The organism is Planococcus koreensis (assembly GCF_004761975.1).
GTDB lineage: Bacteria > Bacillota > Bacilli > Bacillales_A > Planococcaceae > Planococcus > Planococcus koreensis.
Genome location: NZ_RQII01000042.1, coordinates 91984 through 105897 on the forward strand (window position 1 = coordinate 91984; position 13914 = coordinate 105897).

A 13914-nucleotide genomic window follows, 5' to 3' on the forward strand; every position below is an offset into this window, starting at 1 on the left:
GAATGAGATTATGAGAACACCTAAATCCATCTATCTATTTTTCTTGCCTGGCCTCCTCTTATACAGCGTCTTTTTCCTGTATCCGACGGTCAGCGCGTTATTCTATTCTTTCACCAATTGGGACGGCTTCAGCGATGCCTTCCAGTTTGTCGGCATCGACAATTATCAGCGCGCGTTCACAGCGGATTCGATTTTCCGGAAAACCATCGGCAATAACTTGAAATTCATGTTTGTCGTCGTTATTTTCCAGACACTCGTTGCATTGGCGTTCGCCTTAATCATGTTGAAAAATACAAAGACCACCATTTTCCTGCGGGCGTTGTATTTTTTCCCGACGATCTTGTCATCGGTGTCCGTGGCATTCATCTGGGCGTTCATCTACGACCCTTCCCTTGGAATCCTAAACCGTGGCCTGTCGGTGATCGGCCTCGATTTTCTGGCGCAAAACTGGCTCGGGAATGCCAATATCGCCATCTACTCGCTGGCAATTACACAGGTCTGGTTCCACGCGGGCCAGATGCTGATCATTTTCGTTGCCGGCTTGCAGGCAATCCCACAGGAAATGTATGAAGTGGCAAAAATCGAGGGAGCCAGCAAATGGCAGACGTTCCGCAAAGTCACTTGGCCGCTGCTGGCGCCTTCCGCAACCATCGTCGTTGCCTATACGACCATCCAATCATTCAAAGCGTTTGACTTGGTGTTTGCGATGACCGGCGGCGGACCGAATTATTCGACGGAAATTATCGCGACTTATATCTACAGCGTTGCATTTGAAGGCTATCAATTTGGCTACGCCAGCGCCATTTCCGTTATTTTCATGATCATCATCGCCTTTATCACGTTTCTGCAATTCAAAGCATTGCGATCGGATCGGGTCTCTTATTAATGAAAGGAGGAAAACAGTGTGCTTTTCCGAAGGTTTTCCCTCATTGTCTATGCTTTGTTAATTTTGATACCGTTGTTGGTCGTAATGCTGACGTCAGTCAAAACACTTCAGGAAACATTCGCCAACCCGCTCGCCTTTCCTGAAGGCGGCATCAAGTTTGATAATTACATTGCGATTTTCCAAGAACAGACGATGGCAGGCTATTTCCTGAACAGCACGATTGTGACACTTTTCTCTGTCACGCTGACCTTGCTTTTCGCTTCGATGATCGCTTATGGCATCACCCGGCTCAATAGCTGGATCGGCAACGCCTTATTCGTCTTGTTCACGCTGGGCATGATGGTGCCTGCGCAAGTCATCATGGTGCCGCTGTATTCACTGATGCTCGATTTCGGATTGACGAACAGCCTGGTGGGGTTGATTTTAGTCAACATCTCATCCACGCTGCCGATAGCGGTATTCATCCTCACCGGCTTCATGAAAACTTTGCCGAAGGAATTATTTGAAGCTGCCACCATCGACGGCGCCGGCAATTGGCAGATGTTCGCGAAAGTCGCCATTCCGCTATCGCTGCCGTCTTTGTCAGCCACAGCCATCTTCCTGTTCGTGATGCATTGGAACGACCTGTTGTATCCCTTGCTGTTCATTACGGACAATGCGTATAAAACCTTGCCTCTTGCATTGCTTGAGTTCCAAGGCCAGTATTCGACAAACTACCCGATGCTGTTCACCGGCGTCATCATCGCCTCTGCACCGATGGTCATCGCCTACGTCTTCCTGCAGCGTTTCTTCGTTGCCGGCATGACAGCTGGAGCAGTAAAAGGCTAATCCAAGATGAGAATAGAAAAAGACAATGCCTGGTGCAAATTCGCACCAGGCATTGTCTTTTTTTTCGCTTCTTACCAGAAAGCAGGTTTCGCCACCATCAGCCACAGCATCAATCCCAGCAAAAGAACGTAAAGCCAAATGGAGCGGTTCAACTCGCGCAGCAATACCCCGCGGTCAGCGCCTGGCTCCTCGAATTTCCGCAGCACCGGTTTAAATGCCCGTGCCAGAAAGAAAATGGAACCGGCCATCACAGCGAGCGTCAAAGCAATCCAGGAATCTGTCCATGCCCAACTGCTTTGCCAGATGAGCAAGGCGCCGGTAGCCACCAGCACATGCCCGGCATGTTTGACGAGGCGGACAGCTGATCTGAAAGTAGCAATCTGCGAGCTTAGGACAAGCTCTTCCGCGCCGTCCATCCGCTTCACCAGCGGAAGCAGCACAAAGAACGGGCCAATCGACAAAATCGCACTGAATATGTGGAGATATAAAACTACGGTATACATATTATCTATTTCTGCAGCTCTCTAAATTCATGGACCCATACGCCCATTTCAGGAAGCCATGGCATCCCCGGATGAAATTTCAAAATCGATTGCTTGTAATCTTCAACGCTATCAAAACCTTCCTGGCGCGCTTTCTCCTCGTTCAAATCGCCCAGCGTTTCCGCATAAACCCGTTCCACGGTGAATTCGCGCCCTTTGAGCACCATCACTTCTCCGATATCGGCGTAGCGGCCATTGCGCCGCGTAGCTGTTTTGGAGCCCGCCAGCACTTTTTGCACATCTTTTTCATTTGTTACCAAGCGTTCAATGCTGCAGGTTTTTGGCGGCAACCCGCCTTTTGTATGATCAGACATCTTTTAATCCACCTTCCATTCGTTCTGTTTTCATTATATACGTTCTAGCCCAGCAACAGTCATTACCACACAAAACATCCCATATTTCAAACTGCAAAATGCAAAAGCAATAAAAAAGCCGCCGGTTTCCCCGGCAGCTTGCCAGCTGGAACTTCCAGCCCTTTCACTTTTTTTAATAGGCAAAAATATGCTTGCCAATTCTTTTGATGGTCGGACGTGAATAAATCCACGAATCTGTAACACCCGCAGGATTGTAATAATATGTCGCGCCGCCAGACGGATCGGATCCCAACATCGCAGCCCGCGCCGCTTTATAAGCCGTTGAGTTCGGGTTCATCCGGTATTGACCATCGCTTACTGCCGTAAACGCGTTGCGCTGAAAAATGACATTGTATGTAGAGTTCGGGAACTTGCTTGAAGACACCCGGTTCAAAATAACAGCTGCCACAGCCACTTGGCCGTTATAGCTTTCCCCACGTGCTTCCCCGTAGACTGTACGCGCCAACATTTCCACTTCTTTCAACTCACTGCGTGTCATCGGACCGGTAAAGCCGGTTGCCGGAACGCCAAAATCACGTTGAAAACGAATAACCGCGTCTTTAGTAATAGAACCGTAGTACCCGGTCGGATTCGTATTGAAATACCCAAGTTTCTTGAGCTGGCTTTGCAAGGCAGATACTTCCTTGCCGCTCACTCCCGTATGCAAATCCGGTGCATGTGCTTCTGCTTCTGTTTGAGAAAAACTTAAAAAGAATACGGTCAATAGTCCAAATACAAGCTTCTTGAAGATCTTCATGTTTTCTCTCCCTTCCATTTAGGGAATAGTTAGACAATCCCTTCCATTCAGTATAAAGATTGACAGTAAAGGAAGAAACCCGACAGACCTACTTGATTTCAAACATATGGAACGTTCTAAAGTCGTATGATTTCTTGTTGAGGGACAATTTTCTACCATTTTCGCAATATTTATATGAGAAAAGCCTTAAGTCCAGCTTTATTAAAAAGGAATCGCTTTGCTTTAAAGCGAATACCTTATGACACACAAATGTTCCAAGGAGGTAATGCCATGTTCATTTCACAGCCTTTTGATGAATTTCTTGAAGTGAGATACGAACGGATCACCGACACGAGCGTTAAAGTGACGTTGCCCATAAAGCCGATTTTTACTGCCAGTTCCGGATTCATACGCGGCGGCATTATTTCTACGCTCGCCGACGCCGCGCTCCGCAACGCTATTTCGCCCGATGAACACGGCCGTCCGAAAGTCGCTGCCGTCGATGTGAATGTAACGTTTTTAAAGAAATCGAAATCCACGACGCTGATTGCACGTGCATTTGCCGTAAAAGAAGGCGCGAATCTCACCCACGCGGACTGCATCATCCACGACGAGCACGATCAAGTGATTGCCAAAGCGAAAGCGATTTTGTTCAATCATTAAAAAAATCCGAAAGCACGATGCTTTCGGATTTTCAGCTTATTGAGAAAGGTAAATCCTTTTTCTGATGGAACCGATATTCCGAAAAACAGCTACGCTTGCCGCGGGCGAGCGCCAAGCCTCCTCAGTCGCTTCACTCCTTGCGGGGTCTCGGCTGTCTCGCTTTCCCGCAGGCGTCTCCGCTGTTTTGCTCCATATCTGAATAACACGAAAGAAAATGCAGAAAGTGTATCTTTCATGTGCTTCAGTAAAAGAAATAATTCGTTATTAAGAAATATCTTTGAATGAAGCGGAAGGCGGCGACTCCAGCGGGCAAAGCCTGAGCTGAAGACCCCACAGGAGCGCTAGCGACGAGGAGGCTGAAGCCAGGCCCGCGGAAAGCGTCCGCCTGAAGCGAAATGCAAAACAACTATCTAAGTTTCTCGACAGTCTGAAAATCATGCATCATTTCCTGACAAGGTGCAGTTGGGCGAACTGGCCGATTTGTTTGGCGCTCAACAACGTGAACTCCGTCTCCATGTCCATCGGCCGGAACAGCGGAATGCCGTCGCCGATCAGCACTGGGGCATACGAGATGATCAGTTCATCGATGAGCCGCTCTTTCAGAAAAGCGTGCAGCAATTGGCTTCCGCCAATGACCCAGATGCCTTTTCCAGGTTCTTTCCGAAGACGCTCCACAAAGGCTGGAATCGCTTCATCGGTAAAAGTGGCATGCTCATCAGAATCAGGAGCCGATTTGGAAAATACATATGATTTTTTATCGGTGTATGGATAGTTTCCGTTCTCATGCTCCATCACCCACTCATACGTACGGCGCCCCATAACAACAGTATCGATTGTTTCCATATACTCTCCATACCCAGCGTCCCCATCCATTTCCACTTTGAACAGCCAGTCCAGCGAATCACTTTTTGTCGCAATATAACCGTCCAGGCTTGCCGCAATGTAACAGCTGACTTTCCGTTTGCTTGTCATCCCGTTGCCTCCTTATTTTTTTCAATCTCAATCGCTTGCTTCTATTTTGACGCTTTCCCTTTTTATAATCAATGGCTTCCACCCTGGTCTTTTGGTAAAGTGTAAGAAATCCACTCGGAGGAGGCTCTCACATGAAAAAGATTGTCATTTTATCGGATACGCACATTCCCGTCCGTGCCAAAAAGCTGCCGCAGGCACTGGTCGCTGAATGTGAAACAGCGGATTTCATCATTCATGCCGGCGATTGGCAGACGATGGATGTTTTTCATGAATTGTCGGCTTATGCCAACACAGACGGCGTCACGGGCAACGTTGACCCCTGGGACATCCTTGACCGCTTCGGCAAGAAGAAGATTTTCGAGATTGATGGTTTAAAAATCGGTGTCATCCACGGCGACGGCATCCGCAATACGACGGAACAGCGGGCGTTTGAGGCATTTGCTGACGACAATGTCGACATCATCGTCTTCGGCCATTCCCATATCCCAGTTATGCGCGATGCAGGCGGCGTGACGCTTTTCAATCCTGGTTCCCCTACGGATAAGCGGCACCAGCCCCAATACTCGTTCGGCCTGCTGGAAATCGGCGACTCCTGGCAGCTTCGCCATGTATTTTTTGATAAAGAGCAATAAGAAAAGTGGACTGGGCTTCGCCCAATCCACTTTTCTTATTTGCTTTCTCTTTTCAGCACAAAACCGAGTTTGCTTAAAGCCATTTCGAGGTTCGCTTCAATCATTTCCCCTTTTAAAGCTGCAGCAAAATGTGGCACTTTTAACGCCATAAATGGCTGGATGCCCGTAATAACCGGAGCGACGCCAATGATTTTCAACGCACTGACAAGCATCAGTAAATACTTGCCCACTTCCGAATTGAGTTGTGTGACGCCAGAAACATCGATGATCAAATAATCCATTTCTGCGCCGCATTTCTCCAGCACATCCTCAATGATCGCCTGCGCACGCCGTGGCGTGATATGGCCGATTATTGGCAGGATGGAAACGCCTTTCGCCACAGGCACAAGCGGAGAAGAAAGCGACTGGATTTGTTCATTTGCTTTTTCGAGCTCCAATACATACGTCAAAAGTGCTGACATCATTTCAAAAGATTGTTGATGTTCTTCTGTAAAGTCGAAGGGCTGGTTATCTAATCCGCAAATCGTGCCATAGATGTCGCCATTTTCATAATAAACCGGAATCCCCATGAAAGAACCGTTATTGAATTGCGAGGCGATCTTGAGCTTTCCAGCAACTTCGCTTTTCGAGATATCGCCAATCTTCAATGGCTCATCGCCATAATTGACACTCAGACTGCAAAAAGTCTGTTCAAAAGGCGTAGAGCTTCCTTCTTGCACCAATTCTTCCCTGGTGTTGACCGCCTTGATGATTTTATTGGTAACGCCGTCGTTTTTCGCAATGAATAAGGTATTGATGTTCATCTGCTTGCTGAGCATATGCAAGATGTGTTCAGCAGCCTCGTCAAAATTTTGGAAGCTCCTCAGCTTTCTCATATCTTTCAAAGACATTTTTTCTTCCTCCTTCATGAGGCCGGCATGCATATACCGTTTTAGATTCTTTTTTAAACATACTATTTGTTTCTGGGATTTGCAAATTGATGCAGGATGCTTCAGGCGGCCAAAGAAAAGGTTCAGGAGTTTCCACAAGCGGGTATAGCCTAACATACCCTTTTAAAGGAGCTGAAGCGAATGAATGCGAAAGAAGATAGCTTGGAAATCGACTTGCTGCACCAGACAGATACAATCATCGAGTTTAAATGGACCCATACCGGCGACACATGCAAAGTGAAAAGAGATGCCGAAACCATCTACACGGGCACGGGAAATTCTTTTCAGGACACCGGCTTGGAGCCGGGGGAACTTTACACATACACAATCGAACGGCTCGATGCTGCTGGAACCGCCAAAGAACGGATTAAAATGCGGACTTCTACCGAAAATCGCTCTGAGGACTGCAACAACCTCCTCGAGCGGGCCGCAGTTACCGCCATTGTTTCCAAAGCAAAAATTTCATTGGCCTGGAGCGCTATCGAAGGGCTTCAGGAATTCGAAATTTATCGGGATGGGGAATTGATTGGCACTGTCGAAAAAAGCCAATTCTCCGATTACAGTGCTTCGAAAGACATTGGGCACACGTATCAAGTAAACGCCAAACGCCCTCTTGAAAAATCGGAATCCACATTCAGCGGCGAAAAATCGCTGGCTGCCCGCGTTTTCGGCTTGCTCAATATTAAGTCTTCGCAAGAGGAAGCAGCTATGGAAAAGTTCGGAATAACCTTTGAGTTAACTTCTGCCGACTATCTCTTATCAGGTTCACCGACAACCGATGTGGAAGACCAGAACCTGAAATGGGATTTCCGCTATAGCACCTTTTTGCCAGATGATTATTTGCTAAACCCCAACCTCCTGTCATTCAACCGCTATTTTTCAGGCGACGATCGGGGATTTGATGCCGACTCTTCCCATTACCGGACGCAAGTGAATTTCAACATCGACTTGAAAGAAAGCGACGTTGCGCTCAAATTCACGAAAGATGTCGGCATCAGCATCGCCTATGATTGGCGCAAGAAATTCCGGAAAGCAGATGTGGCTTCTGCTGAGGATGTCTATTTGGAGACAGTGGAAGAAGACGAACGCAACGTCACATTGCAATTGCACCATAGTGTCGGCAACCCGCTGACTCCATCCCCCAATATTGACTATGACGTTGCGGCAAGGTTTTACCGCGATGGCCATTACGACATTGCCGGGATGCACGATCAGGCGCCGAACCACGAAGTTTATCTGCGCAATAGCGGCGATAGCAACTGGAAGGAAATTCATCAGGCGGAAAGCAAAGGCCTTGCATGGATGTCCGACACTATTGCCAGCCAGTATTGGCGCATATTGAATTTTCATTGAACCTAATTGTATATGGCATAAAAAAAGAGCCGAAGCGCAATGCGCCTCGGCTCTTTGTCATTTATCCAAGAATCGTTTGCGGATATGCGGCGGCGGCAGCATGCAGCTGTCAAGCTTGCCGAATACTTTATAACGGTTTTTGGCAATCACATCGTACGCTGCGTCTCCAATGAAACGCGGGAACGGCTTCAAGTAATAAGCGAGTTTCCACAGGCCCGTCAAATGATTGGAAATCATTAATGCGCCTTCCGATTTCACATAAGCCTGTCCGTCTTTAATGAGCACCAAGCTATCTACATCAGCTGGTACTTCATGCTTTCTGCTCAGCTCTTTGCCGATATCGCTCTGCAATGAGGCGAATTGATAATAGCCTGCAGGATCATGATTTATGATGAATTGAACGCTGGAGTCGCAGAAATTGCAATCTCCATCGAATAAAATAATCGCATGTTCCATTATTTTTCCTCCTTCATTAAAAACCCACATACATGGCCGGAACGTTTTTTCCGATTCCAGCCTATATAGCTATTAAATAACCTCTTTTGCCCCTGCTCAAACACTATTCCCTTGCCACAGTCCCTTGATTGAAGAATAGTCTCCAGCCTGACGCCCTCTTTTTCCAGACCGAACTGCGCAGTGTTTCTCGCCCACTCCGTTCGTTGACAATCTTATACGTCGTCAACACTGCCTCCGGTCCGAGCTCATGCAGCTGGAAATCGGAGATTGTCAATGGATCCATAGACAATGCATGGTCACCCTCGATATCGGCCCGGTAGATCATGTATCCGGAACTGCCGATTTCAAAAAATTCTTCATCCAGCACCGCCCCGATTTTCTCTTTGGAACTTCGCACTTCAGGCTTCAGGTGGCTGCATTCAAGACGGTAAATCTGCTGTTTTAATTCTTCCATTTGGACACTCCCTTTAACGGCATTTCCTTAACTTTAGGCAACTGCCTGCCGCCAGTCAAGAAGACGCTAAAAAGAACATCCCCGCTTCTGCAAGCGGGGATCGGTTTATTGTTTTTTCTCGTCGTCGTAGAATTCGTCCATGTGCTTGCCCGGCTGGTCTTGCGGGCCGTCGGAAGAACCGAAATCTTCAACATCCTCGAAGCTGTCATCGTAATCGCGCAGCCGGCTGTCGTCTTTTTTTGCTGGCCGGGAAGTTGAACTGCCTATTGCATCTTCTTCTGGCGGCCGTGTCGTCATATCCAAATTATGCTGGGCATGGTCGATGCACGTCAATGCCGTCGGCAAAGCTTCAAGCCGCTCAAACGGAATGTCCTTTCCGCATACAGCGCATTTTCCGTAAGTACCTGTTTGTATTGCAGCAAGTGCGTCGTATGTTTCGTCCAGTTCTTCTTGCTTGAACTGATTGATCGCCATTCCGCGTTCCTGGTCGAACAAGTCCGTTGCATTGTCTGCCGGGTGGTTATCGTAATTGGAAAGCTCGGTGCGCTCGAATTCTTCTTTATGTTCGATGCGCCCCTCAAGTTTATTTTTTTGTTCTATCAATATGGCCTGCATTTGTTTTAACTGTTCGTCTGTCATCATTATTCCTCCTCAAAAAGCTGCTTGTTCTGTATATTGCCTTTTTCAGCAAAATCAAACCTGGCGGAGGTTTTCGCACCGACAATTCATGATTTCAAGCTGCCGGCTGAAAAATGGATTTGACAGCATTCTGAAAGTCTTTTACTATGAGTGAAGCTATTGAAAATTCATAAGCCGGCAACGGGAGAGGTTCATAGCATTTCACCCTCTATAAAAAACTATGGATCGACGAATTCAGCCGTCTACAGACGCAACCGGCTTTTTCTTGTTCCTTATTTTATAGGCCTCTCTCAAGCCCACACACTTGAAGGAGGCCTTTTCACATGGCAGGACGCAACGAAGAGACATTGGATCACCTAGCACTTCTCGGCAATCAAAACACGAAATACAAATTCGAGTATGACCCGAACATCCTTGAAGCAATCGATAATCTGCATACCCGCGATTATTTCGTGAAATTCAATTGCCCGGAATTCACATCGCTATGCCCACAGACCGGACAGCCTGATTTTGCGACCATTTACTTGAGCTTTATCCCTGATAAAAAATTGGTGGAGAGCAAATCGCTGAAACTGTATTTATTCAGCTTCCGCAACCATGGCGACTTCCATGAAGATGTCGTCAACATCATCATGAACGACTTGATCAAACTGCTCGATCCACGCTATATTGAAGTTTGGGGCAAGTTCACACCGCGCGGCGGCTTGTCGATCGATCCTTATACGAATTACGGAAAACCGGGAACGAAATACGAAGAAATGGCTTCCTACCGCATGATGAACCACGACATGAATCCGGAAACAATCACCAATAGATAATAAAAATCGCCAGCATGGGCTCCATGCTGGCGATTTTTTGTGTATATATCCAATTAAAGGTTACTCCGCTTTTCATCAAATTTTTTGTGGAGTCTTTTTTGCCGGCTTTTTGGTGCCGACTTTTGCAGGCACCAAGAGAAAGTCAGCCACAATCGGCAAATGATCCGATACATCGGTATGCATGATCGCGCTTTGAATCACTTCAAGCTGGGAACAAGAGAAAATATAATCGATTCGCGTCGCCGGTTTAAAGATTTCCCCGGTTTCTTCATTTGTATAAGGGGCGGGATACGTATACGCATCCCCTCTCTTCATCTTCAAAAAAGCGTCCGAATAATGGCTGTGAAGTTTTTGGATATGGGGATGCTGCGGCGGCGCATTAAAATCGCCAAGTACAATGCGCGGCAATTGGCGCCTGCCCGAAATATTCAGCAACTCCCCAATATTGACTTTAAGTTCTTCTTCTTTTAAAGCGAGGTGCGTATTAAAGACATGGATATGCTTGCCTTTCACTTCCACGACCGCTTCCAGGATTCCGCGCTGCTCGTTTGTGCCAAAATCACTTTTGACAGGTGTCAGGGAATGATTTTCCGCGTATTTGATCGGGTATTTGCTAAGAATGGCATTGCCGTATTGGCGGCGCGGCTGGTCGGCGGCTGCCGGTTCGATGTCCAAGTTTGCTCCGAATGCAGCATGCATCCCAAGCCTTTCGCTGAGCCAGTCCACTTGGTCCATAAACGAACTGCGGTCCGAGAAGAACCGGTCCACTTCCTGCAATCCAATAACGTGGGCGCATGAGTCTTCTATGACCGAAGCTGTTTTTTCCAAATCCACAATGCCGTCCATACCCAAGCCATGAGCAATATTGAAGGACATGACTTTCACCGAAATATTCGCTTCCATTCTTCCTGCGTGCATACAAACATCTCCTTTAGAATCAGGCAATTCACCGGCAAGCACCCGAGTTAAAGTTATTGTAGCAGGTGATTGTTGCGTATTAATATCGCACATGTTAAGGATTGTAAAGAAAGTGTAAAAGGCAGCTCCGGGAAAAACCGGAACTGCCTTTTGCGTTTGGTTATTGGTGAAATCCGACGTATACATGAATGGCATCGCGCAGAAATTTGGCTGCTCCCGAGCGGACCTTCTCGTAATAGGCTGAAAAACGCGGATCATCGACGTACATCTGCGCAAGTCCGGCATGTGCTTCTTTGCTGTAAGAGGGCCAAGTGAAGTCCAGCCATTCTTTATGCAATGCAGCCGCTTCTTGCGCTGCTGGCCCTGAAGCATTGCCTGCTTCCATGGCTTCCTCGAGTTTGGCCAGCAGCCTCTTTTCCGTCGCCATGAATTCTTCGTACTGCGCCTCACTCATATTGAACATTTTGGCATTCGACTGGTCAACGATATCATCGCCGTAAGCCTCCCGCACTTCCTTGCCGTAGCGCTGCTCATTGTCCTCAATCAGTTCTTTCTTGAAGCCTTCGAATTTTTCGCTGTCGCTCATGCTAATCGTCCCTTCCTTTGCGGATATTGTCCCCTCCACAGTATGGATCAGGCGGTCGAGCTGCGCGCGCCGCTCAAGGAGCTGGCAGCGGTGCGCCTGCAAAGCTGCGGTCCCATCGAATGACGGATTGTTGACGATTTCTTTGATGCTTCCGAGATCCATCCCGAGTGCACGGTAAAAAAGGATTTGCTGAAGCTTATCCACTTCCCTGCCGCCATAGATCCGGTAGCCCGCGGAGTTTTTCCGCGCAGGCTCAAGCAATCCGATTTCATCGTAATACCGCAATGTCCTCGTACTGACACCCGCTATATGCGCAAGTTTTTGGATTGTGTACTCCATCTGCCCACCTCCTGATGGATCAACTTTACACCTTGACGCAACGGCAAGGTCAAGCCGCAAGTTCAAGTTAATTGCTGTTCTGCAAATTCTTTATAGAGCGCATGCGATGCAGCCAATTCCTCGTGTGTGCCCGTTCCGGTAACACGCCCTTTTTCAATAAAGACAATCTTGTCAGCGTCGACAATCGTCGACAATCGATGGGCAATGACAAATGTCGTGCGCCCTTCCATCAAACGGCTGAGCGCTTGCTGGACAATGCCTTCTGACTGGCTGTCAAGGCTCGCTGTAGCTTCATCCATCATGAGGATTTTAGGATCCCGTAAAAAGGCGCGCGCGATGGCGACCCGTTGGCGCTGGCCGCCTGATAATTTAACCCCTCTTTCGCCGACTTCTGTGTCGAGTCCATCCGGGAATTCCATGATAAAGCCTTCCGCATAAGCCATGCGGGAAACACGCCATAACTCTTCATCAGGAATCTTTTCCGCTTCAGGCAGGCCGTAAGTCAGGTTCGCCCTTATCGTGCCACCCATCATGGCGCTTTCCTGCGAAACGTAGCCGATTTGGCTGCGCCACGATGCCAGCGAAATGCTGCTGATTCCAACACCGCCGATGGTGATTTCACCGGCAGCCGGTTCATAATAGCGTTCAAGCAAACTGAACACCGTCGTTTTGCCGCCTCCGCTTGGCCCTGCAAAAGCGATCATCTCGCCCGGCTGCGCTTCAAAAGAAATATCCGCGAGCACCGCTTCTCCTGTTTCATAAGAAAAACTGATGTTTTCGGCACGCAAGGTTTTTCCGGCGATGTCCATATTGCTGCCTTCCTGCGCTTCTTCTAGCGGCACTTCCAAGATGCCGATGATGCGTTCTGTCGCACCTTTCGCTTTTTGCAATTCCGTAAAGAACCGCGCGAACGTCGCAAGCGGCACAATGATTTGGAACAAATACAGCAGGAACGCGACAAGCGATCCCGTCGACATGGACCCTTCTGCTACACGGATTCCGCCGTAGCCCAAAATCATGACAATGACCAGCATGACTGCCAAGTACATGAGCGGCGCAATCCATGCATATATTTTCGCTTCTTTCATGCCGATTGCGTACAAGGCGGCAATCCCCTGCAAGCCTCTCTTTTCTTCAACTTGTTCAGCGGTCGATGATTTCATTAACCGGATTTCACTTAAAGTTTGCTGGACATGGCCGGTGAATTGCGCCGTTTCATCTTGCAGGCTGCGTGAAATCTTCGCCATGCGCCGGCCAAGTGGAATCATGATCGCCACTGTCATCGGCACTGATACCATCATCAATAACGTCATTTTCCAGTCCAGTACGGCTAAGATAACGACTGCGCCGATAATGGAAATGATGCCCGTGACAAATTGCGGAAAATGGTCGGTAATCAGATTTCGCACAATGCCGGTATCATTGACCACACGGCTCACTGTCTCGCCGCTCGATTGCTGGTCAAAATAGCTGACGCGCAAACGGATCAAATGGACCCACATGCGCTCCCGCAATCCGGCAACGATGCGCTGGCCCACTTTGCTCAATAAATAAATCGAGACGCCGTTAATAATGGCCTGCAGGATAAATGCCGCCCCGATGCCGATCATCAGCGGCACACTCAGTGAATCGAGCGAGAAACCGTCCACCAAATCTCTGGTCAATAACGGTACGGCCAAGCCGACCAGCGTCGTCACCAAACTGGCGGCCAGCCCAAACGCCAACGCCCCTTTCGGAATCTTCAGCGACAGCAACAAGGATAAAAACGGCTTTAAGCCGATTGTTTTCTCTTTTTCTTTCATCAATTAAA

At 48.2% G+C, this 13914-nt stretch carries 17 protein-coding genes; 6 read left to right on the forward strand and 11 right to left on the reverse strand.

The genetic code is table 11. The annotated features are described in order from the left end of the window. The first annotated feature begins 10 nt into the window (after positions 1 to 10). On the forward strand, positions 11 to 886 hold the full coding sequence (locus EGV91_RS10375) for a carbohydrate ABC transporter permease (protein WP_135503443.1): 876 nt from the start codon (positions 11 to 13) through the stop codon (positions 884 to 886). Between the two features lie 18 nt (positions 887 to 904). Next, positions 905 to 1714, forward strand: a complete 810-nt coding sequence (locus EGV91_RS10380; protein WP_135503445.1) for a carbohydrate ABC transporter permease — start codon at positions 905 to 907, stop codon at positions 1712 to 1714. Positions 1715 to 1785: 71 nt separating this feature from the next. On the opposite strand, the gene EGV91_RS10385 is transcribed toward EGV91_RS10380, so the two are convergent. The 3 genes from EGV91_RS10385 to EGV91_RS10395 all read right to left on the reverse strand — a co-directional run bounded on the left by EGV91_RS10385 (position 1786) and on the right by EGV91_RS10395 (position 3366). Continuing rightward, positions 1786 to 2217, reverse strand: coding sequence for a hypothetical protein (locus tag EGV91_RS10385; RefSeq protein ID WP_175580298.1), 432 nt, complete (start codon positions 2215 to 2217; stop codon positions 1786 to 1788). 5 nt (positions 2218 to 2222) lie between these two features. Then, positions 2223 to 2570: an ASCH domain-containing protein gene (locus EGV91_RS10390; protein WP_135503449.1), complete on the reverse strand. Its 348-nt coding sequence runs from the start codon at positions 2568 to 2570 to the stop codon at positions 2223 to 2225. 172 nt (positions 2571 to 2742) lie between these two features. Further along, on the reverse strand, positions 2743 to 3366 hold the full coding sequence (locus EGV91_RS10395; RefSeq protein ID WP_135503451.1) for a cell wall hydrolase: 624 nt from the start codon (positions 3364 to 3366) through the stop codon (positions 2743 to 2745). A 270-nt stretch (positions 3367 to 3636) separates the two neighbouring features. Between EGV91_RS10395 and EGV91_RS10400 the strand changes: the two genes are divergently transcribed. Continuing rightward, positions 3637 to 4008 carry a PaaI family thioesterase gene (locus EGV91_RS10400; protein WP_135503453.1) on the forward strand — a complete coding sequence of 124 codons (372 nt, stop codon included), beginning with the start codon at positions 3637 to 3639 and terminating at the stop codon, positions 4006 to 4008. A gap of 441 nt (positions 4009 to 4449) precedes the next feature. On the opposite strand, the gene EGV91_RS10405 is transcribed toward EGV91_RS10400, so the two are convergent. Further along, on the reverse strand, positions 4450 to 4980 hold the full coding sequence (locus EGV91_RS10405; RefSeq protein WP_135503455.1) for a dihydrofolate reductase family protein: 531 nt from the start codon (positions 4978 to 4980) through the stop codon (positions 4450 to 4452). A gap of 131 nt (positions 4981 to 5111) precedes the next feature. Here EGV91_RS10405 and EGV91_RS10410 point away from each other — a divergent pair, with 131 nt between their 5' ends. Beyond that, positions 5112 to 5612 (forward strand): metallophosphoesterase family protein, encoded by a 501-nt coding sequence (locus EGV91_RS10410; protein WP_135503457.1) that lies wholly within the window; start codon positions 5112 to 5114, stop codon positions 5610 to 5612. Positions 5613 to 5647: 35 nt separating this feature from the next. Here the strand turns inward: EGV91_RS10410 and EGV91_RS10415 are convergent, their stop codons facing one another. Further along, on the reverse strand, positions 5648 to 6502 hold the full coding sequence (locus EGV91_RS10415; RefSeq protein ID WP_135503459.1) for an STAS domain-containing protein: 855 nt from the start codon (positions 6500 to 6502) through the stop codon (positions 5648 to 5650). Positions 6503 to 6682: 180 nt separating this feature from the next. Between EGV91_RS10415 and EGV91_RS10420 the strand changes: the two genes are divergently transcribed. Next, positions 6683 to 7894 carry a DUF3238 domain-containing protein gene (locus EGV91_RS10420; RefSeq protein ID WP_135503461.1) on the forward strand — a complete coding sequence of 404 codons (1212 nt, stop codon included), beginning with the start codon at positions 6683 to 6685 and terminating at the stop codon, positions 7892 to 7894. A 57-nt stretch (positions 7895 to 7951) separates the two neighbouring features. On the opposite strand, the gene EGV91_RS10425 is transcribed toward EGV91_RS10420, so the two are convergent. The 3 genes from EGV91_RS10425 to EGV91_RS10435 all read right to left on the reverse strand — a co-directional run bounded on the left by EGV91_RS10425 (position 7952) and on the right by EGV91_RS10435 (position 9446). Next, positions 7952 to 8350, reverse strand: a complete 399-nt coding sequence (locus tag EGV91_RS10425) for a thiol-disulfide oxidoreductase DCC family protein (protein WP_135503463.1) — start codon at positions 8348 to 8350, stop codon at positions 7952 to 7954. A gap of 103 nt (positions 8351 to 8453) precedes the next feature. After that, positions 8454 to 8804 (reverse strand): nuclear transport factor 2 family protein, encoded by a 351-nt coding sequence (locus tag EGV91_RS10430; protein WP_135503465.1) that lies wholly within the window; start codon positions 8802 to 8804, stop codon positions 8454 to 8456. Positions 8805 to 8909: 105 nt separating this feature from the next. Beyond that, complete coding sequence (locus EGV91_RS10435) at positions 8910 to 9446, reverse strand: TraR/DksA C4-type zinc finger protein (RefSeq protein ID WP_338325040.1); 537 nt, start codon at positions 9444 to 9446, stop codon at positions 8910 to 8912. Positions 9447 to 9766: 320 nt separating this feature from the next. Here EGV91_RS10435 and queF point away from each other — a divergent pair, with 320 nt between their 5' ends. After that, positions 9767 to 10261 carry a preQ(1) synthase gene (gene queF, locus EGV91_RS10440; RefSeq protein WP_135503470.1) on the forward strand — a complete coding sequence of 165 codons (495 nt, stop codon included), beginning with the start codon at positions 9767 to 9769 and terminating at the stop codon, positions 10259 to 10261. A gap of 75 nt (positions 10262 to 10336) precedes the next feature. On the opposite strand, the gene EGV91_RS10445 is transcribed toward queF, so the two are convergent. The 3 genes from EGV91_RS10445 to EGV91_RS10455 form a co-directional block, all read right to left on the reverse strand. Continuing rightward, entirely contained in the window at positions 10337 to 11179 is an 843-nt protein-coding gene (locus tag EGV91_RS10445; RefSeq protein WP_135503472.1) for an endonuclease/exonuclease/phosphatase family protein, read from the reverse strand. Positions 11180 to 11339: 160 nt separating this feature from the next. Then, entirely contained in the window at positions 11340 to 12104 is a 765-nt protein-coding gene (locus EGV91_RS10450) for a MerR family transcriptional regulator (RefSeq protein WP_135503474.1), read from the reverse strand. A gap of 62 nt (positions 12105 to 12166) precedes the next feature. Next, positions 12167 to 13906, reverse strand: coding sequence for an ABC transporter ATP-binding protein (locus tag EGV91_RS10455; RefSeq protein WP_135503476.1), 1740 nt, complete (start codon positions 13904 to 13906; stop codon positions 12167 to 12169). Positions 13907 to 13914: the final 8 nt, after the last annotated feature.

Bases quoted from the DNA above. Each gene is read 5' to 3' on its own strand.
- EGV91_RS10405 (WP_135503455.1), bottom strand. From the start codon at position 4,980: ATGACAAGCAAACGGAAAGTCAGCTGTTACATTGCGGCAAGCCTGGAC.
- EGV91_RS10435 (WP_338325040.1), bottom strand. From the start codon at position 9,446: ATGATGACAGACGAACAGTTAAAACAAATGCAGGCCATATTGATAGAA.
- EGV91_RS10455 (WP_135503476.1), bottom strand. From the start codon at position 13,906: ATGAAAGAAAAAGAGAAAACAATCGGCTTAAAGCCGTTTTTATCCTTG.
- EGV91_RS10400 (WP_135503453.1), top strand. From the start codon at position 3,637: ATGTTCATTTCACAGCCTTTTGATGAATTTCTTGAAGTGAGATACGAA.
- EGV91_RS10450 (WP_135503474.1), bottom strand. From the start codon at position 12,104: ATGGAGTACACAATCCAAAAACTTGCGCATATAGCGGGTGTCAGTACG.
- queF (WP_135503470.1), top strand. From the start codon at position 9,767: ATGGCAGGACGCAACGAAGAGACATTGGATCACCTAGCACTTCTCGGC.
- EGV91_RS10375 (WP_135503443.1), top strand. From the start codon at position 11: ATGAGAACACCTAAATCCATCTATCTATTTTTCTTGCCTGGCCTCCTC.
- EGV91_RS10420 (WP_135503461.1), top strand. From the start codon at position 6,683: ATGAATGCGAAAGAAGATAGCTTGGAAATCGACTTGCTGCACCAGACA.
- EGV91_RS10410 (WP_135503457.1), top strand. From the start codon at position 5,112: ATGAAAAAGATTGTCATTTTATCGGATACGCACATTCCCGTCCGTGCC.
- EGV91_RS10430 (WP_135503465.1), bottom strand. From the start codon at position 8,804: ATGGAAGAATTAAAACAGCAGATTTACCGTCTTGAATGCAGCCACCTG.
- EGV91_RS10415 (WP_135503459.1), bottom strand. From the start codon at position 6,502: ATGTCTTTGAAAGATATGAGAAAGCTGAGGAGCTTCCAAAATTTTGAC.
- EGV91_RS10385 (WP_175580298.1), bottom strand. From the start codon at position 2,217: ATGTATACCGTAGTTTTATATCTCCACATATTCAGTGCGATTTTGTCG.
- EGV91_RS10425 (WP_135503463.1), bottom strand. From the start codon at position 8,350: ATGGAACATGCGATTATTTTATTCGATGGAGATTGCAATTTCTGCGAC.
- EGV91_RS10395 (WP_135503451.1), bottom strand. From the start codon at position 3,366: ATGAAGATCTTCAAGAAGCTTGTATTTGGACTATTGACCGTATTCTTT.
- EGV91_RS10445 (WP_135503472.1), bottom strand. From the start codon at position 11,179: ATGCACGCAGGAAGAATGGAAGCGAATATTTCGGTGAAAGTCATGTCC.
- EGV91_RS10390 (WP_135503449.1), bottom strand. From the start codon at position 2,570: ATGTCTGATCATACAAAAGGCGGGTTGCCGCCAAAAACCTGCAGCATT.